The sequence below is a fragment of the Enterococcus sp. R12 genome (genome assembly GCF_058135755.1).
This window is the reverse complement of the sequence record NZ_CM176874.1, coordinates 815587-835557: the sequence shown is the minus strand read 5'-3', so window position 1 is coordinate 835557 and position 19971 is coordinate 815587. Positions and strand designations below refer to the sequence as shown.

General features: G+C 37.3%; 30 protein-coding genes. 8 read left to right on the top strand and 22 right to left on the bottom strand.

All coding sequences use genetic code 11. The annotated features are described in order from the left end of the window. Window positions 1–19 precede the first annotated feature (19 nt). From ACTW1R_RS03905 to ACTW1R_RS03895, 3 genes are all read right to left on the bottom strand, one after another. On the bottom strand, window positions 20–358 hold the full coding sequence (locus ACTW1R_RS03905; protein ID WP_244733444.1) for a hypothetical protein: 339 nt from the start codon (window positions 356–358) through the stop codon (window positions 20–22). 257 nt (window positions 359–615) lie between these two features. Next, entirely contained in the window at window positions 616–1029 is a 414-nt protein-coding gene (locus ACTW1R_RS03900) for a DUF722 domain-containing protein (RefSeq protein ID WP_244733442.1), read from the bottom strand. 96 nt (window positions 1030–1125) lie between these two features. Further along, window positions 1126–1338: a hypothetical protein gene (locus tag ACTW1R_RS03895; RefSeq protein ID WP_489927428.1), complete on the bottom strand. Its 213-nt coding sequence runs from the start codon at window positions 1336–1338 to the stop codon at window positions 1126–1128. Window positions 1339–1389: 51 nt separating this feature from the next. Between ACTW1R_RS03895 and ACTW1R_RS03890 the strand changes: the two genes are divergently transcribed. Both ACTW1R_RS03890 and ACTW1R_RS03885 read left to right on the top strand, forming a co-directional pair. After that, the gene (locus tag ACTW1R_RS03890; RefSeq protein WP_489927427.1) at window positions 1390–2193 is read left to right on the top strand and encodes a DUF4393 domain-containing protein; all 804 of its coding nucleotides are present in this window, start codon (window positions 1390–1392) and stop codon (window positions 2191–2193) included. Between the two features lie 217 nt (window positions 2194–2410). Then, window positions 2411–3079 carry a hypothetical protein gene (locus ACTW1R_RS03885; RefSeq protein WP_489927426.1) on the top strand — a complete coding sequence of 223 codons (669 nt, stop codon included), beginning with the start codon at window positions 2411–2413 and terminating at the stop codon, window positions 3077–3079. Window positions 3080–3870: 791 nt separating this feature from the next. On the opposite strand, the gene ACTW1R_RS03880 is transcribed toward ACTW1R_RS03885, so the two are convergent. The 12 genes from ACTW1R_RS03880 to ACTW1R_RS03825 all read right to left on the bottom strand — a co-directional run bounded on the left by ACTW1R_RS03880 (window position 3871) and on the right by ACTW1R_RS03825 (window position 8720). Further along, on the bottom strand, window positions 3871–4089 hold the full coding sequence (locus ACTW1R_RS03880) for a hypothetical protein (RefSeq protein ID WP_489927425.1): 219 nt from the start codon (window positions 4087–4089) through the stop codon (window positions 3871–3873). 40 nt (window positions 4090–4129) lie between these two features. After that, on the bottom strand, window positions 4130–4306 hold the full coding sequence (locus ACTW1R_RS03875) for a hypothetical protein (protein ID WP_489927424.1): 177 nt from the start codon (window positions 4304–4306) through the stop codon (window positions 4130–4132). A 13-nt stretch (window positions 4307–4319) separates the two neighbouring features. After that, complete coding sequence (locus ACTW1R_RS03870) at window positions 4320–4496, bottom strand: hypothetical protein (protein ID WP_489927423.1); 177 nt, start codon at window positions 4494–4496, stop codon at window positions 4320–4322. A 187-nt stretch (window positions 4497–4683) separates the two neighbouring features. Then, entirely contained in the window at window positions 4684–4989 is a 306-nt protein-coding gene (locus ACTW1R_RS03865; RefSeq protein WP_489927422.1) for a hypothetical protein, read from the bottom strand. Continuing rightward, window positions 4990–5856, bottom strand: coding sequence for a helix-turn-helix domain-containing protein (locus tag ACTW1R_RS03860; RefSeq protein WP_489927421.1), 867 nt, complete (start codon window positions 5854–5856; stop codon window positions 4990–4992). It abuts the gene before it with no gap. A gap of 1 nt (window position 5857) precedes the next feature. Continuing rightward, window positions 5858–6511 carry a putative HNHc nuclease gene (locus tag ACTW1R_RS03855; protein WP_489927420.1) on the bottom strand — a complete coding sequence of 218 codons (654 nt, stop codon included), beginning with the start codon at window positions 6509–6511 and terminating at the stop codon, window positions 5858–5860. A 59-nt stretch (window positions 6512–6570) separates the two neighbouring features. Beyond that, window positions 6571–7485, bottom strand: coding sequence for a DUF1351 domain-containing protein (locus ACTW1R_RS03850; protein ID WP_489927419.1), 915 nt, complete (start codon window positions 7483–7485; stop codon window positions 6571–6573). 3 nt (window positions 7486–7488) lie between these two features. Further along, window positions 7489–7815 carry a hypothetical protein gene (locus tag ACTW1R_RS03845; RefSeq protein ID WP_489927418.1) on the bottom strand — a complete coding sequence of 109 codons (327 nt, stop codon included), beginning with the start codon at window positions 7813–7815 and terminating at the stop codon, window positions 7489–7491. Next, a complete protein-coding gene (locus tag ACTW1R_RS03840) occupies window positions 7802–8182 on the bottom strand; it encodes an ERF family protein (RefSeq protein WP_489927417.1) in 381 nt (126 codons plus the stop codon). The genes ACTW1R_RS03845 and ACTW1R_RS03840 overlap by 14 nt, the downstream gene beginning before the upstream one ends. Beyond that, the gene (locus tag ACTW1R_RS03835; RefSeq protein ID WP_421758280.1) at window positions 8179–8367 is read right to left on the bottom strand and encodes a hypothetical protein; all 189 of its coding nucleotides are present in this window, start codon (window positions 8365–8367) and stop codon (window positions 8179–8181) included. Before ACTW1R_RS03835 ends, ACTW1R_RS03840 begins: the two co-directional genes overlap by 4 nt. Before the next feature lie 34 nt (window positions 8368–8401). Then, window positions 8402–8539 (bottom strand): hypothetical protein, encoded by a 138-nt coding sequence (locus ACTW1R_RS03830; RefSeq protein WP_421758281.1) that lies wholly within the window; start codon window positions 8537–8539, stop codon window positions 8402–8404. Next, window positions 8532–8720 (bottom strand): hypothetical protein, encoded by a 189-nt coding sequence (locus tag ACTW1R_RS03825; RefSeq protein ID WP_142425404.1) that lies wholly within the window; start codon window positions 8718–8720, stop codon window positions 8532–8534. The genes ACTW1R_RS03830 and ACTW1R_RS03825 overlap by 8 nt, the downstream gene beginning before the upstream one ends. A gap of 155 nt (window positions 8721–8875) precedes the next feature. On the opposite strand from ACTW1R_RS03825, the gene ACTW1R_RS03820 reads away from it, so the two are divergent. Then, complete coding sequence (locus ACTW1R_RS03820; RefSeq protein ID WP_421758282.1) at window positions 8876–9574, top strand: hypothetical protein; 699 nt, start codon at window positions 8876–8878, stop codon at window positions 9572–9574. 44 nt (window positions 9575–9618) lie between these two features. Here the strand turns inward: ACTW1R_RS03820 and ACTW1R_RS03815 are convergent, their stop codons facing one another. The 3 genes from ACTW1R_RS03815 to ACTW1R_RS03805 are packed head-to-tail and all read right to left on the bottom strand — an operon-like array spanning window position 9619 to window position 10865. Then, the gene (locus tag ACTW1R_RS03815) at window positions 9619–10359 is read right to left on the bottom strand and encodes a phage antirepressor KilAC domain-containing protein (protein ID WP_142963204.1); all 741 of its coding nucleotides are present in this window, start codon (window positions 10357–10359) and stop codon (window positions 9619–9621) included. A 15-nt stretch (window positions 10360–10374) separates the two neighbouring features. Beyond that, window positions 10375–10662 carry a hypothetical protein gene (locus ACTW1R_RS03810; protein ID WP_162985197.1) on the bottom strand — a complete coding sequence of 96 codons (288 nt, stop codon included), beginning with the start codon at window positions 10660–10662 and terminating at the stop codon, window positions 10375–10377. Between the two features lie 14 nt (window positions 10663–10676). Then, window positions 10677–10865 carry a helix-turn-helix transcriptional regulator gene (locus tag ACTW1R_RS03805; RefSeq protein WP_086294643.1) on the bottom strand — a complete coding sequence of 63 codons (189 nt, stop codon included), beginning with the start codon at window positions 10863–10865 and terminating at the stop codon, window positions 10677–10679. Window positions 10866–11159: 294 nt separating this feature from the next. On the opposite strand from ACTW1R_RS03805, the gene ACTW1R_RS03800 reads away from it, so the two are divergent. The 4 genes from ACTW1R_RS03800 (at window position 11160) to ACTW1R_RS03785 (ending at window position 14148) form a co-directional block, all read left to right on the top strand. Continuing rightward, window positions 11160–11504, top strand: a complete 345-nt coding sequence (locus ACTW1R_RS03800; protein WP_086294642.1) for a helix-turn-helix domain-containing protein — start codon at window positions 11160–11162, stop codon at window positions 11502–11504. Between the two features lie 12 nt (window positions 11505–11516). Next, window positions 11517–11873 (top strand): ImmA/IrrE family metallo-endopeptidase, encoded by a 357-nt coding sequence (locus tag ACTW1R_RS03795; RefSeq protein WP_123834873.1) that lies wholly within the window; start codon window positions 11517–11519, stop codon window positions 11871–11873. A 90-nt stretch (window positions 11874–11963) separates the two neighbouring features. Next, entirely contained in the window at window positions 11964–12905 is a 942-nt protein-coding gene (locus ACTW1R_RS03790) for a DUF5067 domain-containing protein (protein ID WP_489927416.1), read from the top strand. 103 nt (window positions 12906–13008) lie between these two features. Then, window positions 13009–14148 carry a tyrosine-type recombinase/integrase gene (locus ACTW1R_RS03785; RefSeq protein ID WP_489927415.1) on the top strand — a complete coding sequence of 380 codons (1140 nt, stop codon included), beginning with the start codon at window positions 13009–13011 and terminating at the stop codon, window positions 14146–14148. A gap of 84 nt (window positions 14149–14232) precedes the next feature. On the opposite strand, the gene groL is transcribed toward ACTW1R_RS03785, so the two are convergent. Beyond that, on the bottom strand, window positions 14233–15861 hold the full coding sequence (gene groL / locus ACTW1R_RS03780; protein ID WP_005237384.1) for a chaperonin GroEL: 1629 nt from the start codon (window positions 15859–15861) through the stop codon (window positions 14233–14235). A 32-nt stretch (window positions 15862–15893) separates the two neighbouring features. After that, entirely contained in the window at window positions 15894–16178 is a 285-nt protein-coding gene (gene groES, locus ACTW1R_RS03775) for a co-chaperone GroES (RefSeq protein ID WP_005225291.1), read from the bottom strand. A gap of 217 nt (window positions 16179–16395) precedes the next feature. Between groES and ACTW1R_RS03770 the strand changes: the two genes are divergently transcribed. After that, complete coding sequence (locus ACTW1R_RS03770) at window positions 16396–17040, top strand: CPBP family intramembrane glutamic endopeptidase (protein WP_005225290.1); 645 nt, start codon at window positions 16396–16398, stop codon at window positions 17038–17040. Between the two features lie 42 nt (window positions 17041–17082). Here the strand turns inward: ACTW1R_RS03770 and ACTW1R_RS03765 are convergent, their stop codons facing one another. Beyond that, window positions 17083–18513 (bottom strand): 6-phospho-beta-glucosidase, encoded by a 1431-nt coding sequence (locus ACTW1R_RS03765; protein WP_086294638.1) that lies wholly within the window; start codon window positions 18511–18513, stop codon window positions 17083–17085. A gap of 25 nt (window positions 18514–18538) precedes the next feature. After that, a complete protein-coding gene (locus ACTW1R_RS03760; RefSeq protein ID WP_005225288.1) occupies window positions 18539–19831 on the bottom strand; it encodes a PTS sugar transporter subunit IIC in 1293 nt (430 codons plus the stop codon). Window positions 19832–19971: the final 140 nt, after the last annotated feature.

Sequence of the window (19971 nt, the reverse complement as noted above, 5' to 3'; positions counted from 1 at the left end):
AATTGTGAGCGTTAAGTTCTTACTTAAAAACTAATATTTTCTTTTTGCTATCAAAAATAGTTAATGTTTTGTCCTTATCAGAAAATCTGAAATTATAATTATATCCGGTACTGTACCTTGACCACAGACCCATCGATTTAACCTGTTCATCACTAATGTTTACTCTATCCCAGAAAATCTCGATACCAAACCTATTTGAATCCATTGTTAAAATCAATATCGGCACAGAAAGTCTATCGTTCTGTTCAATAAGAGAAACCATTACCTCAACTTCTCCCTCTCCACAAGAAGATATTCTCTTTTCGATTTGAAGGTATTGCTTAAACTCTCTAATGTCCTGATAATCATTTGATATCATAAAAAAACTCCTTTTCCTTTTATAATAACAGGAAAAGAAGAAACGCCCATTGATAGTTAGATTTTTTTAACCTTTCTAAATCTATTAACTCACTGAGAAATATTTGCCTTGCTCACTGCAAAAATCTATTTATCGCCCACAAACACCAACTAAGCATTAATGAAAGGAGAGTGATCTGTCATTTGCTTGTGGATGATATCTGATAATACTATTTTACACCTATTGACAGTGAGACAACTATACATTTTTGTCTCAAATTAATTGATTTCGCCAATTCTTCTACCAAAATCGAATAATACTTTTTGACGGATCCGATAGATTGTTGGTTTGCTGTATCCGTGTTTATCTCCGAAAGATTTCCAATCCATCCAGCTATCTTCACCCCAGTATTTTGTCTCAATCAACTGTCTTATCTCCGCGCTTTGATCGCTTAGAGTTTCTTTGACTGCCTTTTTCCACAGTTCTCGATTCATAATGTACGGATCAGACATTTCCTTGATTACCTGTGACTCAATCGGATTGCTCATGATATTACTTCGACCGCCACCAATATTTTCATCGACTTCTCGAAGCTTCAGCTCCTCTTTTCGAATAGCAATCTCTTTGTTATATGCATGGTAGTTAGCAAACTTTCTATCTAGCTCATTGATTAATGAATCATTCTTACTCAATCACTTGCCCTCCTCATTGTCTTCTTTACCAAAAATCACACTTGCAACCACTGTCGCTACGACTGCGAGAAAAAATGCTACTGCAAAGTCCATCATTTATCCTCCACTTTCCATCGCATCTCGCACTAGCGGATCATTGATAATAATCTTGTACTTCATCTGCTCATGCTGCAGCTGCTGTTCTAGCTTCACGATCTGTTTTTGCTGGTCAACTATCGTATAGGATAGCCAACTAAATGCAATCGAATATATAAGAAGCACAGATTTCTTCAAAATAAAACATGTATAATTATTAAAATTTAAACCCATGGATTTACACCTTCTTTGCTGATATAATTTTATAAAAAAAGAGGTACTCAAATGTCAGATGAAAAAAAATCCCTAATTAATATTGAACTTATCCCAAAAGAGCTCATAACCAATATCTTTGGCCCTGCATCAAAATCTATCGGCGAAGGATTGGGAGGAATTGCTAACTATGTGATGGGACCTTTACGTAGGCTCAATATTACAAGCGAAAAATCTTTCCAAGATTTTGTTGACAAAATTAATACAAATACTGATGAAATACCACCTGAAAATAGAGATATTTCTAAACTCGGTCTGGCTTTGAAAACAATGGAAGATGCTAGATACCAACTTGAAAATGAAGAAATGCGTGAATACTTTGCCAATCTTTTAGCGGGTTTAGTTGATAATAGAAAAAACAGTCAATCTTCACCCAGGTTTTCTATGATTTTGTCTGAATTGACCACAAAAGAAGCAAGACTACTTTCTGAATTTTATAATTTAAAAGGCATTCCTACAGAATCATTAAGAGTTCAGAAATCTAATGGAGATGGTGTGGACCTAATCGAAAATTTACTCTTAATTGATGAAAACAATTATGTTGATGAGAACTTAGCTATAAAAACTTTGCAATCATATGGACTAATTGACATCGCTCCTTCAGTTCTGCTTAAAGATGAAAAAAAATTCGCACTTTATGACATTTTCGAAAATTCAAAGCAATTTTCAGATACCAAGGATCAGTTAATAGAAGATTTTCAGAATCATCCTTATTTTATTGGAATTGATTTTGATATTATTAACTCTCGTGGTTCAATAACGATAACAGATTTAGGAGATATATTTTGTTCAATGATTTTCCCAGAAAAAGAGTAGCTTTTTGTCTACTCTTTTTTCTATTTTTTCTAATTCTTTTGCAATTTCACTTGTATACCACCGATAGAAAATAATGTTAGTTAAACAAGTTATAATAAACGCCCCTATTAGATACATAATGTTCCTCCATTCATTTATCGCTGACGATTGTAGAATTTCCTGCTGTTTAACTTTCTTTATGTTATGATTTAGATAAAAAACAAGGAGTGATATCTGCATGGAACATCCAGTTACATCAGCTCAATTTAACAACACGCCATATTGGTTACAGTTTATTTCTGACATTATTAAATCAACTATTTGGCCCCTTCTAATTTTTTTCATATTTGTTGTTCTTTATAAAAAAAGAAAATATATTATTAAACATCTCCCATTCCTGTTAGATTTTTTAAAAAGAACTAAATCAGTCAAAATTGGACAAGCATCAATAGAGTTTACTGAGGACTTAAAAAAAGTTGATGATCCTCAGAAAAATGAAGATTCAGATGAAGAAATTTATAAAGAAAGTTCGATCAATGAAGAAGCTACTGACCCTTCTAACCAAGAAATGGTATTGAAATGGTTCACTCCAAAAAATGAATTCTTAGAACTAGCAAAACTCAGACCAGACTATGCTATTTTGGATTCTTGGCAATCTGTCGAAAGAAGAATAACTGATGATATGAAACTAAAAAGCACAAATTTTACTGGTAAGCCTGTGAATATTAATGACTTCTTTAAAAGTAATGATTTATCATTTAAAGATAAAAAATTTTTTATGCAATTAAAAACACTACGGAATAATGTTATTCATACTTCTAATATTATAGTCACCTATTCTGATGCATTGGTATATAGAGAGAAATGCATTAAAGCAATTGAAATTCTGAATAATACTAAAGATTGATTGTCGTTCTTTGATAAAAGATCCTATTTCAAAAGTCTTAGCTAATAAGTCTCAGGCTTTTTTGTATATTTTCTATTTCGTCGGATAACTGACTTGGTAAAATATAAAATATGTTACAATACCTAAAAGGAGGTATTGCTTTGGGAACTTTTTTAGCTTTTATTTGGTATATTTTTATAGGATTTATGCTTTATGGAATCATCAGGTTAGCAGTTAAACATGGGATTGCCGATTCTAATAAAGATAATCTGTGACATAGTTACTACTCTATTAGGGTAGTTTTTTTTATTTCCGTAGATAGTGAAATTATTTATTCAAGACTTTCTTTTTAATTATTTTTTTACATTAAAAATAAAATATGATATTCTGTTCAAAAGGAGTGAGTACATTGAACAGAAAAACTAGTTTCTACCTTTATCTGTTAGCCGCTTTTGTAAACCTTATAGCAGCTTTTTTATTTTTAACTTCAATTGGTGCCATTCCAAAAATTGCAGGGCTTTTATTTTTTGCTAGCTTTTGCGTCCATCTAATACGAGCAATGAAACTAAAGAAATCTGAAAATCACAACTAATACTTATCTCATTTCGCTAGTTGACTATTTTGGTGGATAGTGGACTAGTAAACACCAACTGCTTTTCCATAGCAGTGGCGATCACATGCTCCATTCATCATCTGCCATTTGTTGTTGTAATCTAATTTATCGCTACAATTCAAACAGTACATTTTCCCATCGGCACTATACCCTGCTTTGATTAACCATTTCTTAGCAAGCTTCTTTTTTTGTCTTTTGTTCACTCGATTTTACCTTCCAATCTAACTGCCAGCGTCCTAGCTCTTTGTGATGTTGCCTTTTTTAGTCGACTTATGTCATCAACTGCTTGACGCTCATTCCAGTATTCTTGTGCAAGCTTTTTATCTGAGAATTCTGGCACATTTCCATGCCATTTTTTGAAATAAACTTTTTTAAATGACTGGTCAGTTAAATCAAATAGATGGAAAGCTATTCTCATATCATTCCCTCCTAGTTGTTTATATCTGTCAATAGTGAAATCACTCCGCCTGATCTTTGACCCATGTTAAAAATTCAATGACAGCTGCAGCCCATTCTTTGTCAGACAGTGGAGCATCTATATAAAACATCATGTTATTAACAGCGCTATAAACATCGCCTGTTTCCAAATAGTCCTTTTTCCCTCTTTCTATTGCTACTTGTTGCTTTTTGTTCATATCCTTCCTCCAATCAATACTCGAAACCGTCTAAATCATAACCTTGTAAAGCTTTGTATGCTTGATTTGGATGACCAGCCAGTAAAAGCTCAACTGATAGACTGCATCTATCAATTTGAGTTTCCTGTTTCTTTACTAGCTTTTCCAGTTCTTCAATTCTTTTGTCTAGCTGCTTTTTTTCTTCAGTCATTTTTGGTCCTCCTAGTTTTCTATTTCTTCCAATTACTGATTAATTGCCGCTAACGTATTTTCTGAGACTATGCAGTCCTTTACCACGGCTTTTCGATGGTTGCATCATCCATAGCGTATCTGGGTCTTTTTTTCTTCGTAGCCAACAGGTGGGACACCTCCTATGAAATGGTGGGACACCTTGGAGGTCAGTCCTTCCAGCGGTAAATTCGCCCTTGTTTATCAGGTTTCCCACTTTGGATTAAATTTTTAACAGTGACTTTGGACTTCTTGCATTTCTCACTAACGGTTTTCTTATTCCCTGTAAAAATGACATCCCCTTTATAGAGAACCTCAACTAAACGTTGTTCAGGATTTACACCTTCATAGAGATCCTCACTAAGCTTTTCCCATTCCTTTTTGGCATCTGGGTCTTTTTCGAGATCGACTTTTTCTGCAAGGTACACCATCCGCTGCCGGCGAATCTTTTTTTCAAGTCTTTTTTCTTTATTCATCTAACCGCCTCCCTTTTTGTTTAGATAAGCTTGAACCTTGGCATTTATTTCCGCTTGACGTTCAGGATCAATTTCAGGCTCCGGTTCAGGATTAACAAATCTTTCAGGCAATGGTTCTTCTCGAATAAAAGGTTTCTTTATTCGCTTTTGGTTACTTGTTTCTTTTTTTATCTCAAACTTGAGACTGTCAAATTTTTCTCTCAGCTTTTTAGCGCTTCTGATATTGCCAAACCAAAACTCACTTGAAGGAAGCCAATTGATCACATACTCAATTTGTTTGATAGTACGATCATCCTTTTCCTCCATAAGGCGGATAACATCTGCCCAATTTTCCAAGTTGGCTTTTTTCATTTCTTTTGGAAAATCATTAATCAAATTATTTTTTAGCTTCGAAGCAAGCGTGAAGTGTTCGGTAGAATACTTCACAGGAGAAGTTTCAACTTCTTCTTTATTTGTATTATTAAATGTATTATTAATAGATGTATTATTATCTGGACAGATTTCCGACCTAGGGGTAAGTAAGTTTTCTTGCCTAGGGTCGGTAAGATTCCCTACTGGGGTAGGTAAGTTTTCTTGCCTAGGGGTACTAATGCTAATCCAGCGATTTTCAATTTCTTTACTGCCATTTTTGTACTTTACTATTCGATTGATGTGACCATTATCTTCAAGAGATTTAAGCCATGATTTTATTGTTGTTTTGCTAACTCCGTATAATTGGGCGAAATAATCATTACTTGCCCAGCAATAGCCTCTTTCATTTGATAAAGCGGTTATCTCGCCATACAGAAGTTTCGCACTGGGTATCAACCTGTTGTCATATCTAACGCTTGCCGGTATGATCGCAAAGTAACTTCTGTGAATTGCCACGTTATACCTCCTTTGTAGCTTTTTTGAATAAATCCTCTGTTTTGTATTCTTCATCAAATCGCATGATCTGGGCATTGCTCATAATTCCGATCTTGATCAATGCCTCTTGGTCTAAGTAGACTGGTTTGATTTGATATTTTTGGATAAACTCTTCTTGACCCAATTTGTGAGCGATATTGTGGTATTTCCAACTCAAAGCAACAAACGGAAACTTTCGATGATCGACCTTGTCCCTGTGGCGATTCCCTACTGCCGTTACATGGTGGATCTGCGCTCCTGATTGACCAGTTACTGCACACTTACGGTATTTGCAGCAGAAGTAGAAGAAACTGTCGTGTTCCAGAAGGTAGTTATAGCGCCTTGGCAACTGAACTCCTTCTGCAACAACGTATTCGATTAGAAAGTCAATCCATTGGTTCATCTCTGATTTTGTAGCTTCCGCATGGCTGAATTCACAATCGTAGGTGTTTTGATAGATGTTTCGCATTTTCTCTTTTGCTTCATAGCGTGGAATATTTTCACTCTCAGCAATATCTTTGATCAATGAATGAGACAACGCATTTTGCTTCGCACTTCTGGGATCATTATCTATAAACTGGATTTCTGCGAATCCCTCTTGTCCCCGTCGGATCGTTTCAAGGTGTTCAGGATTCACATCCTCGTCAACTTCCAGTAGAAATCTGTTCCCCTTTTGCATTAGAATCTTTGCTAGCATCACTCAATCACATCGACAACTTCGATCCCTAATTGCACAATACTTTGATTTAATAGACTAAATTGTTCATCTGAGCCTTTGAGTTTCAGCGTTACCACGTTGCCTTGTACTGGTACTTTCTTTTCTCGGATAGGCTCCTCAATAATTTCCCCAGTTTCTCGATCAATTGGTACTGATGGAACATGTTCTTGTTTCTCAACTTTTTCGATGATAGCTGCTGCTTTGGCAAGCTTTTCTTTTTGTTCAGCAACAACTTGATTGATTTGATCAAAGACTTCTTGCAATTCATGACCTTGATCAATCCAACGGACCCAAGAGGATGATTCTAAGCCAACGGCCTGCGCATAGCTTTCAACTGCTTGTTTGTTCGCTGCTAAAGTTTGTTTTTTAGCCACGATTTCGTTGATGGTATCTGTGATTTCTTTACTGATCGCTTTTGTTAATTCACCCTTTGCAGCAGTAAAGGCGCCTTTATTTGTCCATCTATCAGGAATTTCAATTTCACTTTGATCGACACCTAATGCATTGCACAGATCCTCTATTTTTTCTTTCACTTTCTGCAATCGGGAATCACGTTCTTTAGTTTCGAACTTTTCGAGGCTCTGAGAAATTCCTTCTTTGGCAGTTTCCATCTGATCAACAAATGTTTTGATCTTGGCTTCAAATGCTTTTAACGGCTCAGAATATCCGTTTTTTACTTCTTTTCGTTTTTCTTCCAGCAACTTAATAATGTTATTCAGAGACGACCGTGCATCTTTAGCTCCTTGGATATCTCCTTCACTAAAGGTCAAGCTTTTGTAATGATTGGCCGTATTTTCAACAAGCGCTTCAAGCTCTGCTTCATTTTTGATTTCAATGGTACTTGGTGTATAGTCAATCTGAATTGTTGTGTCTGTTTTGATTAATTCATTCATTCGCTATTTCCCCCATGTAAAAGATTTAGTTTCTTGCTGTGGCTTAGGATCTGCTACAGGTTTATTATTCGATTTTGTTTTCTGTTCGGCTTTTTTGACCATCACTTTTGTGTAACCGATGATTTGTTGGTAAAAATCTGGTGTCACCTGATCCAAACTGTCGTAATCATGTTTACCTAGAATGTTCGCTGCAATGATTTTAGGATCAGTGCCAGATATATTTGCAACTTCTTGAACATATTGATTGAAGTAATTAGTGAATTCTGTCCGCATTTGACTCTCATTGTCGCCCTCATCATTTGGTAATGAATCCGAATCAACTCCCATCATCAATCAAGTACAATCCTTGTAATGCGTATTTACGAGCATATGAAGATGCCGATCCTGTTACTTGGCTATCATCCATTTTGGGTTTCGCATCAGCTTCTCGAGCATATGCTTCCACCTGCAATAAATCCTTTCCATCAGTTAGGGTTGCAGTAGCTTTGATATAAAAGCGACCATCCATAAAAATGGGCATATCTGTCAAAGTTAACAAAAGACCATGGTTTTGATTATGTGGCTTTACTGCTTTCAAAATATCTTCTGCGTTTCGGAAGTTGTATCCTCCGAAGTCGCTGTAATTACTTTTCGGGACCTTTAATTCCGCTTGGATTTTTATCAGTTTCTGATTAAAAGTCAGTTCTAATTCACTCATAACGGCACCGGCTTTCCCAGTTTTGATTTGCAATACTCCAACAGGTCATCCTCATGGATGAATTGATCATCAATGGAATATACTAGTTCACCTTGGAAAAGAGGATTTCCACGCCAATCAAACGCAATCGGATCCGGTTCATCAGTTGACAACTGTTTTGCCCCTAGACTGTCAAATTGATCCATGTTACACTCTCCTTAAATACATTTTGTTTGTGACTCAATGCTTTGGTCGGCTGAGTCTCTTTTTTTGTTTCATTCGTTCGATATGTTGTTTAGCTAAAATAGATGGCTTTTCAATCTCATACATGCGATCAGCAATGACTTTACCGATGCGCAAAGCTTCTGCCCTAGTCATACCGTCTCACCTTCCTTTTGCTTTTGTAATTAAGGAATACTCCATAGGGGCCAGTATCCGCACTTAGGAAAACCGGTCCTTTTTTTGCGGCAAGATTGATGTCCCCATCCACCGTTTCTAAATTGAGAAATACCGGTGTTTCAGTGATTCGTAAATACCAGATGCAAAATTTCTTAATCATAGTTTTTCCTCCTTGAAGTATCGATCGATCAAAGCGAGCGCTTCTTCTTTTGTTGATACGGTATGCTGCATTGTCGATCCGTTTGTTTCTATTGAGATAGTGATTTTCATGCTGTTCCTCCTTTGGTATAATTGTTAAAAACTGGTGGTGTTAATGTGGATGGATTTAATCTCGAAACATTTAATTCTTACTTAGAAGAACGAAAGAAAATTATTGAGCCTGCCTTAGAACAAATCCGACAATTTGAAGAAGTGATTGCTCCACATGTTAAGATAATGAATGCTGCTACTGAAAATGTGAAAGTAGCAACTGAACATTACGACAAGATTCGTTCCTTAATCCCAGATGTAAAGAAATTTTATAGCGGTATTACTACTCCCGATGAACTCAAAAATGATGGTCCGATCGAAACTCAACTTACTAGTTTAGACTACAGATTAGTTGAGTTGAAAGAGAAACAAGATTTTACAAAAGAGGAAAAAGAAAGTTTGTTGTTAGCGTCGGAATTTATTGCCAATCAGAACATTCAAGAATCCAATGAGATTCGAAATTATCTTAATTCGATGTCCCCTACGTTGCTCAAGGACAATCAAGAAATAAGTGATAAAAGTGAGTTGGTATCTAATAAAACTCAAGATTCCGAACACGAAGAAAAAGTTATAAATCAAGATATCGACCCTTCTTTCTTAGATGTGCTTCTAAATAAACAGACATTTTATAATGAACTTTCTGGCTTTATTTACCAAACTATTTTTGCAATGGCTTCTGGTGTAATTAATGGTGTCACCTCACCCATAACTCTTATGCTAGTTGTTTCGATTCTTTGCAAAATACTTATCAAACCAAACAAGTGAAATAGTAATAAGACTAAGCCCCTCCTTCCGTGTGGGGGTTATTTTTAATCTAGTAGATCCATTTGAGGATAGTAACCCTCTGCAGTTAATAAGTTGTAAATGAAGACACGACCTTTTTGCGTCCATTTAGTATTCATCACAACTTTTACGCCGCCATCAGCTTTTGGAATCTCGCTTGTGTGCGATTTTGTGTATCCTTGGTTCATGTGTTTGCGGTACAGAATCCATTGACCACTGACTTTATGCTGAACACCTAACTCATTAAGCAATTTATTCAGTGCGATTGCCGACATTCCGTAATCTGCTGCGATTTGAGAAGTTGCTACTGTATCAGTTGATGACAGGATCATATCTAGGTAACTGATTTTCGGTTCATATTCAGCGATTTGCTGTTCGAGCAGTTGGTTCTTTTCTTCTAGGTCAGCTGCTAGTCGCAATGCCTGAGCGAAACTTTGAGGAACGTTTGTGTAGCTACCTGTTTTTCTGATTGTTGGAAGGACTTCACTCGTTACCCAACGTTTGAACTTTCTTGCATTTGGTAGCTTGGATTTAAGTATTAAGCTGTATAGCCCCGATTCATTTATTAGCATTAATGCTGTTCCATTAACGGTGAACGATTCGTTCTGCGTTTTATCTTCCTCATCTACATGATCTCTAATTGCTTTTGGCGTATTTGAATAACCCAAAACACTTGCAACGTCTTTACCAACAAAATACGGCTCATCATTCACTAAAAATGTTCGAACTTCGTTTTTTTCGAAATTGAAAATTTGCGGTGTGCTCATTTTGCTTCCTCCTCTTTATGCTACCTCTGAAGGTTTCAACTTTTTTGATCTATAACGGTTAGCTTCTTTCCATTTCAAATACCAAAGGAATGTTCCAAGATGAATCCAAGTTACGCTATGGGTTGGTTTTAAAACCCCCTCTTTGAATTCAGGAATACTCTCCATCTCTTTTTGATACGTATTTAAAGTAGTACGAGATAACCCATTGAAACGAATCATTAAATCCTCACGCCTATCCCATTCAGAAATCGAAGTCTTATCCGTAGCCATTTTGATTAATTCCGGAATAGTTGGTTTTTTCATATTTACATTCCTTTCTAATGTGAATTCTTAAGTTGTTCTAGAGCTGTTTCGATTGGTTTTATTTGTTTATCCGGTTTACGTCGACCATTCATAATGTCAGACATATATGTTTTCGAAATTCCAATTGTCTCAGCAAGCCAATTTTGTGTTTTATCGTACCGTGCTAACTCAACCCTAACTTTAACGATGAAATCTTTAGACATACCCACACCTCCTTTTTTTAATAAAGCGAACAAAATACGCTAAAATAGTTGACATCAATCCCAAAGTTTTATAATATTGGTTTATGGTTAATAAAAAGACGGAATAATACCTATATATTAAACATTCTTAGTTTCCCGACCTCGATTGTTTTTAATAAATATAAGTGTCTTTCTGTATTTATTAGCGTATTTAATTTGCTTATGAGCTAATATTATCCCATAACTTTATAATTGTAAAGCGTTTTTTATTATACTTTGGGAAAAATAACTCATTTGCAAGAAGGATGGTTGAAAATGAGTTTATTTGAAAGGGTTTCAGAACTTGCAAAAAAACAGGGGAAAAGTTTAAATCGAGTTGCAGAAGATAATGGATTATCTAAAAATGCTATCTATCAGTGGAGAACGAGTAGTCCAAAAGCTGAGACTTTAGAGCTTATTGCAAACTACTTTCACGTATCGACAGATTACCTTTTAGGAAGGACAGACAACCCACACATGGGAATGTCCGAAAAACAAAAAGAAATGACCATAGAAGAAGCTTTGAAATCTGTTATGAGTTATAACGGTAAAGAAGTTTCGGAAAATGACCGTCAAGTTTTAGAGAGGATTGCAAAAGCATACTTGGACGGAAAAATATAAGAGGGTGTTTGTTTGGATGCTCAGATTTTAGAAATTGTTGAAAAGTTGAACATAACAATAGTTTATGATGAATTTTTGGAAGATCATGGGAAATATCTACCAATTGTAAATATAATTGTATTGAATAGTAAGTTAAATGATTTTGATACGAAGAAGGCTTTACTTCATGAATTAGGGCATGCTTGTGAAGATCAAGATAATTACGAGCTTTATAAACTCTCATTTGTCTTAAAGTCGAAAATGGAATATGCTGCAGATAGATTTATGATAAGCTACTTCACCAGCGAATACGATGACATTTATAATTATAGTCAATTAATAGAAGAATTTAGTATTGGGATGGGCTACGATGTTAAATATGCTAGATAAAAATACCCCTATCAAAGGACCAGCTTCGATAAGGGTTACTCATTTCTGAGATAGTACAAATATATTATATCAAAGAAATGAGGAAAGAAGATGAAAAAAGTCGTACCGTGCTTATTGTTTGTTGGTTTAATAATGACCGGATGTTCTAATAATGAAGAAAGTACAACTCCCCCAACTGATACAACTTCTCAAACGACTTCTGTTTCTGAAGAACAGAAAGCTGACTTCGAATATGGGAAAATCATTACTGACGAGTTTGAACTTACTTATAAAAATTCTGAAATAGTTAAAAGTCCGTCTGAAGATGGCTATGGGTTATATATAACGTATTCATTAAAGAATACTTCAGATAACAATATCACACCTATTGATATTATTAATGATTACGTTTTATTTAAGCAAGAGAATGAAACTTCTGAGGTTGATCTCGATAATACCTACTATAGCTTAGATGCATTTGGATCAACAGATGATGTCGAATCATATAATGAGCAAGTTGATAAAGAAAACTCTCGTTCTGATGAACTGTTACCCGATAAAACCGTGGACATAATAGAGACTTACTCTCTGGATAACTTAGATTTCCCAGTTAAAATGATAGCTATGTATGAAGATAAAGAAATAGGTATTTATGAAATTGATTTGACTGAATTAGAAAAGCCTGAAGAAACAAAATCTTTAGCCAATACAAATAATCCCAATGAAGATAGTTCCTATAACGAAGGCCTTTCCGATATGCCAGCAAGCTGGCAAGAAGGTGAAGCTGAGTGGAAAAAAGCAAAGGCTGAAGGCTGGACAGCCGAGGATTGGGAAGAAGCAGTCAGAGCTAGTGAAAACGAAACTTATGTAGTAGGTTCCGGTCAATATGAAGATTCATTTAATGGTAGTCAAGCTGAGCAAACAACATTGCCTGAAGGAACTTCTGAAAATGCAAGACGTATATATAATGAAATAAAAAGTATTCAAGATAGAGAATTAACATCTGGTGAAATTCAAACATTAGAAGCTATCGAACAAGGCTATTACGAGTAAAGAAAAAAACACGCCCCTCCGACCAAAGACAGGCGTGCAAAACAAAATAAACGATAGGCTTATTTAGTCATGCCTATTGTAACAAAGAATTGAGGTACACACAATGTGGAGCGAATCTTTAGGCAACGGAAGATATAAGTTTATAGAAAGATACAAAGATCCCTATACCGAAAAATGGAAAAAGACAAGTACTGTTCTAACAAGTGATTCTTCCAGAGCCTGGAAGAATGCACAGAAAATATTAGACAAAAAAATAGCGGAAGCTTTGAGTAATTATGATAAATCTGACATCACTTTCAAGGAGCTTTACGAAGAGTGGTTTGTTTATTACCAACAACATGTAAAAAGAACAAGCTGGACCAAAGTTCCAAAGATGATAAAACATATTCAAAAAGTTATATCTGACGATGTTCTAGTTCGAAATATCGACGAGAATATGATTCGTAGTATTACAGAAAAAATGTATACTTTCGGTGACCTATCCTTGAATTATACGAAACAGACCAAGACGACCCTTTCAATCATGTTGAGTTATGCTGTTGAGAAAAAGTATATCAAACAAAATCTAGCGCTAAATGTCAAAATTCAAAGAAAAAAAGCTGAAGAAGAAAAAAGAAAAAAGAACATGGAAGAAAAATACCTTGATCAAAGCGAAATGACAGATTTGCTTGTATATATGAGAAAATCTACTAAAAGATTATTGCACGCTAACATTGCAGAATTGTTATATTTAACCGGCCTAAGATACGGAGAGTTACAGGCATTACAAATAAAGGACTTTGACGGGAATGCTTTGGATATTAACGGCACATTGGACTATTCTTTCTTAAAAATGAAAGATGCTGTAAAAACTTCACCTAAGAATATCTATTCTAAAAGAATAGTTTCTCTGCCTAATAGGGCAGTAAAAATTGTGAATGAAGTTATAGAACACAACTCTTTAGTATTCGGCTCCCAAAGTAATGAGGACTATATATTTAAATCGTCTAGAGGTACTCCGCTGTCTCTCCATAGCTTTAATATGGTACTACATCGGGTACAGGACGAACTTAAATGGGATAAAAACTTATCCTCTCACATATTCAGACATAGTCATATTTCTTTACTAGCTGAACTAAACCTTCCTTTAAAAACTATAATGGAAAGAGTCGGACATTCAGATGCTAACACGACTTTATCAATCTATAATCATGTAACCAAAAAATCAAAATTACAAGTTATCGATAGATTAAACAACTTGTAATTTGCCCCTTTTTTGCCCCTTTTATATAAAATTAATAATAAACAAACAAAAGAACCCCTATAAATAGAGGTTCTTTTATTATAACTACATCATGCCGCCCATACCCATTGATGGGTCCATTGCAGGAGCTGCTGGCGCTGCTGGTTCTGGTTTGTCGGCAACGACTGCTTCAGTTGTTAACAATAATGCGGCAACAGAAGCTGCGTTTTGTAATGCAGAACGCGTCACTTTTGTTGGGTCAACGATCCCAGCTTCTAGCATGTTTACCCATTCGCCAGTTGCTGCATTGAAACCAACGCCTAAGTCAGCGTTTTTCAATTTGTCGATGATAACTGAACCTTCGTAGCCTGCATTTTCAGCAATTTGACGAACTGGTTCTTCTAAGGCACGTAAAACGATTTTGACACCTGTTGCTGCATCGCCATCTGTTTCGATTTCTGCAACTTTGTTGATGACATTCACTAAGGCAGTTCCCCCACCTGAGACCATGCCTTCTTCAACAGCGGCACGTGTTGCATTCAATGCATCTTCAATACGTAATTTCAATTCTTTCAATTCAGTTTCAGTTGGTGCCCCAACTTTGATCACAGCAACCCCCCCAGCAAGTTTTGCTAAGCGTTCTTGTAGTTTTTCACGGTCAAAGTCAGAAGTTGTATCAGCGATTTGGTTTTTGATCAATTGAACGCGTGCGTCAATTGCTTCTTTTTCACCAGCACCTTCAACGATTGTTGTGTTGTCTTTATCCACAACCACTTTGCTTGCTTGACCTAAGTTATCGATGGTTGCATCTTTCAGCTCAAGACCTAAGTCTTCAGTGATCACTGTACCACCAGTTAAGATCGCAATGTCTTCTAGCATTGCTTTACGACGATCACCAAATCCTGGTGCTTTCACTGCAACAACATTGAATGTTCCACGGATTTTGTTCAATACAAGTGTTGGTAATGCTTCGCCATCAACGTCATCAGCGATGATCAATAATGGTTTTGATTGTTGTAAGATTTGTTCTAACAATGGCAAGATATCTTGGATGTTAGAGATTTTTTTGTCAGTGATCAAGATGTATGGATTTTCTAACGCTGCTTCCATTTTATCGTTGTCAGTTACCATGTATTGTGATAAGTAACCACGATCAAATTGCATTCCTTCCACAACATCTAATTCTGTTTCGATCCCTTTTGATTCTTCAATAGTGATAACACCGTCATTGCCGACTTTTTCCATTGCATCAGCGATGTATTGACCAACTTTTTCACTACCAGAAGAAACAGCACCAACTTGTGCGATTGCTTCTTTTGAATCAACGATTGATGAAATGTTGTGTAGCTCTTCTACAGCCACTTTTGTTGCCATTTCGATCCCACGACGAATACCCAATGGGTTCGCACCAGCGGTGACATTTTTCAATCCTTCACGAACGATTGCTTGTGTCAATAACGTAGCAGTCGTTGTTCCGTCACCAGCGATATCGTTTGTTTTTGAAGCGACTTCAGAAACAAGTTTTGCGCCCATGTTTTCAAAATGATCTTCTAATTCGATTTCTTTAGCGATCGTTACACCGTCATTTGTGATCAATGGTGAACCGTAAGATTTTTCTAAAACCACGTTACGACCTTTAGGGCCTAAGGTTACTTTTACTGTATCTGCTAATTTATCTACCCCACGAAGCATTGCTGCGCGTGCGTCTTCTGCAAATTTGATTTCTTTTGCCATGATTTCATCACCTCAAGTATTTTTTATTTTTCTTATTCTACTACTGCAATGATATCTTTTGCAGCAACGATCAAATATTCTGTTCCTTCATATTTCACTTCTGTGCCAGCGTATTTTTCGAACATTACTTGTTCGCCAACGTTGACAGCAACAGGAGCTTTTTCACCGTTTTCGAGCGTGCGTCCTTCGCCGACTGCAATAACGGTACCCGTTTGTGGTTTTTCTTTTGCTGCTGATGCAAGCACGATTCCGCCTACAGTTTTTTCTTCTTCTTTTGCGACTTCGATAATCACACGATCACCTAATGGTCTTAACACGATAAATCCCTCCAATGAATGTTTTAGAATTTAGCATTAGCACTCTCTTGTATCGAGTGCTAACTTACAGTTTCAATATTACTCATTTTCCCAAATTTTTGCAAGCCTTTTGCTAAATTTTTTTTGCATTTCTAATTGATTGATAAATATAGTAGGATTTTTTGTTTCTAGAAGCAACCTAGTCTATAATGAAGCAAAGGAGTGTGAGGAAACAACTATGTCTTTATCAAAATATTCTTTGTCCACGATTCTTACTTACGGCATCGTCTTTTTTCTACCGATCGCCTTCGTCCCTAGCGGACATCAAGTAGCAGCAACAACGATCGGTTACTTAGCTGGTGCAGCGATCATGTTTTTCTTGTATTTCAAACAAACAGAACCGCTATCGTTTGAACACAAAAAAACCAAAGTCTCAGCGATTCTTATTTACGGGCTAACCGGCATTGTCGCAGCGATTTTGTTGCAAAATCTAGCCATCTTTATCGAATCCTTTTTCGGAGAAGTCAGCGCTTCGCAAAATACCGAAAACATTATTGCCATCGTGGTGCAAAACCCACTCTTTGCTCTCGCAGCAATGGTCGGTGGGCCAATTATGGAGGAATTTGTCTTCCGCAGAGCCTTAGTTGGCATCATTGGGAAATACAGCAATGTTTGGGTCGGTGTAGTGGTCAGCGCCGTAGCCTTTGCCTTTGCCCACAATGACAATCATCTCTTAGTCTATATTTTCTTAGGACTGTTCTTTTCTGGGCTTTATGCTTTGACCGGCAGTATTTGGACTTCCATGATCACCCATGTGGGAATGAACACTTTAGTTATTATTATTCAGTTATTGCTTCATTACGGCTATATCCAAATGCCCTAAAGAAAAAACGCTACGCAGAAATTTTGCGTAACGTTTTTTTCTTTAGACCTTCGTGCCATTGGACGCAATCACTTGCTGATACCATGCAAATGAATCTTTCTTCCGACGAGCAAGGGTTCCATTTCCTTCATTGTCTTTGTCCACATAGATCACACCATAGCGTTTCTTCATTTCCCCTGTCCCCGCAGAAACCAAGTCAATGATGCCCCACGGTGTATAACCTAATAAGTCGACGCCATCATAAGCTACTGCTTCTTTCATCATTTCGATATGGGCTTTTAGGTAGTCAATACGGTAGTCATCGTGGATCTGTCCATCCTCTTCCACCGTATCCACCGCACCAAAGCCATTTTCTACAATGAAAAGCGGCAATTCGTAGCGTTCGTTAAACCAGTTCATGGCATAGCGCAAGCCTACGGGATCAATCTGCCAGCCCCATTCAGAAGCATCGACATAAGGATTGCCCACCAGATCTTGGCTCTCATCATAGTCATAGGTTGGATCATTCTCCTTGCCTTTGATCGCAAATGACATATAGTAGCTAAAACCAATGTAGTCAACACAACCTTTCGCCAAAGCTGCTTCATCTTCAGGGGTGATATCTAAATCAAATTGTTTTCTTTCAAAATAGCTGCGCATATAACTCGGATAGTGCCCACGGGCATGAACATCTGAAAACCAATAGCGCCGTTGCATGGCCACCGTGGCTGCCATCATGTCTTTGGGATCGCAAGAATACGGATAGATTGGGCACATCGCGATCATCGATCCGATTTGAAACGCAGGATTGATCGCATGTCCTAGCGCCACCGCTTTTGCACTGGCAACGAGCTCGTAATGAGCTGCTTGGTACATGACTTTTTCTCGGTCTTCTCCTTCCGTAAAGAACAGACCAGAATTGGTAAATGGCGCAAAATCTTCTTTATAGTTTGCTTGATTATTGATTTCATTGAAGGTCATCCAATACTTCACTTTCTTTTGATAGCGCGTAAAACAAACTTCTGCAAAGCGGACAAACAAATCGATCAATTTACGGTTACGCCAACCTCCGTATTCGGTCACTAAATGATAAGGCATTTCAAAGTGAGACAGGGTAATGACTGGCTCAATGCCATAGCGTAAACACTCATCGAATAATTGATCATAAAAGGCCAGGCCTTCCTCATTCGGCTCGCGCTCATCCCCCTTTGGAAAAATACGGGTCCAGGCAATCGATGTTCGGAAGCACTTCAACCCTAATTCGGCAAAAAGCTTGATGTCTTCAGGATACCGATGATAAAAATCGATCGCTTCATGATTGGGATAGCTTTCGCCCGGTTGGATACCTTCCGTGATTCGGCGAGGAATTCCGTTGCCTCCGACAGTCATGACATCAGCGACACTCACGCCTTTTCCACCCGCACGATAGCCGCCTTCCAATTGGTGAGCAGCGACTGCGCCACCCCATAAAAAATCGCTTCTTAGTTTATTCATTTCTATTCAACCTGCTTCCTTGGTATTAAACGATCTCTGTTTCTTGTTTATAGTTCAAACTATCGACTTTACGAATGAAAGGATAGTAAATAAAGAAGCCGATTGCTAAAACAACAAATTGTAAAATAGCGGTCCGAATGCCACCTACTAGAAAACCTGAAATGATCGGCGGGGTCGTCCAGGGAACTTGCACAGCAGTAAATAGCGGTACGATACCGGTATAAAGTGCAAAATACGTGATCACGCCTGAAACCATCGGTGTCAAAATAAATGGTAATACCATGATTGGGTTCATGACGATCGGTGTCGCAAAAATAATTGGTTCATTGATATTAAAGAATGCCGGTATCAAGGAAAGACGTCCTAATTGTTTGAACTGCGCCGAACGGGCAAAAGCCACCATGTATAGCACGATCCCAATCGTCATTCCTGCGCCAGTTACCGTCATAAATTGATCCAAAAACTGCTGGGTCACGATGTGTCCGCCATTTTCTAATGTCAATGCTTTACCAGATTCAAGAATAGCCGTATTGGCTAATGAATTGGCTTGTAAAATTGGTCCCATGATCCCGCCCACGATCGTCGAACCATGAACCCCAAAGAACCACAAGAATGGCACTAAGAAGCCTAGCATCATTGCGCCACCAAGGGAATCCGTCACCCCTTGCATTGGACTTTGAATCACGGTGTAGATCCATTCGACCACGGTTGTTTGAAAAACTTTATCAAAGAAAATATAAATGCCTAATGCGATGGTCGTCAAAACAGCGGCTGGAATCAATGCTGTAAATGAGTTTGCGACATTGGTGGGTACTTGCTCTGGCAGTTTGATTCGGATGTCGCGTTTCAAGAACCACGTATAACCCCAACCCACAAAAAGTCCCACTAAGATGGCACTGATCATTCCTTGTCCACCGGTCCACGTCTTATCAATGACATTTGCGATGGTCACATTTGCTTCAGCATCCGTCACACTTGACTCCATAGTTAATAAGAAAATAACTAAACCAATCATTCCTGCAGGGAGTCCTTCGTAACCTTCTGCTTTTACATATGAATAGGCGATGCCCATTACGGCGAAAAAGGCCATAATTGCAAAAGAGGCGCCATAGGCTTGGTTGAAGTATTCACCTAAGCCGCTATTCGTTACCCAATCCGCAATCGACTGGACGGGAAAGTTTGCTAATAGTAGGAAAATCGATCCTACGATTGAAAAGGGCATCGTATAGAGCATACCGTTTCTTAATGCAGTGATTGCTTTCGTATTGACAAATTTTAATATTGGGGGTAATAATTTCTCATTGATCCATTCGTTCATCTCACATCACTCCTAAAATAAAATTCCATCCACCGGCCAGTGAATTCGCTTACAAATAAATCTTAATAGATAATATTCCCCTTGCCTATAGCTTTTCTAAGTTATGAAACATGTTCCAACAAAAAAAACAGCCGAAGCTG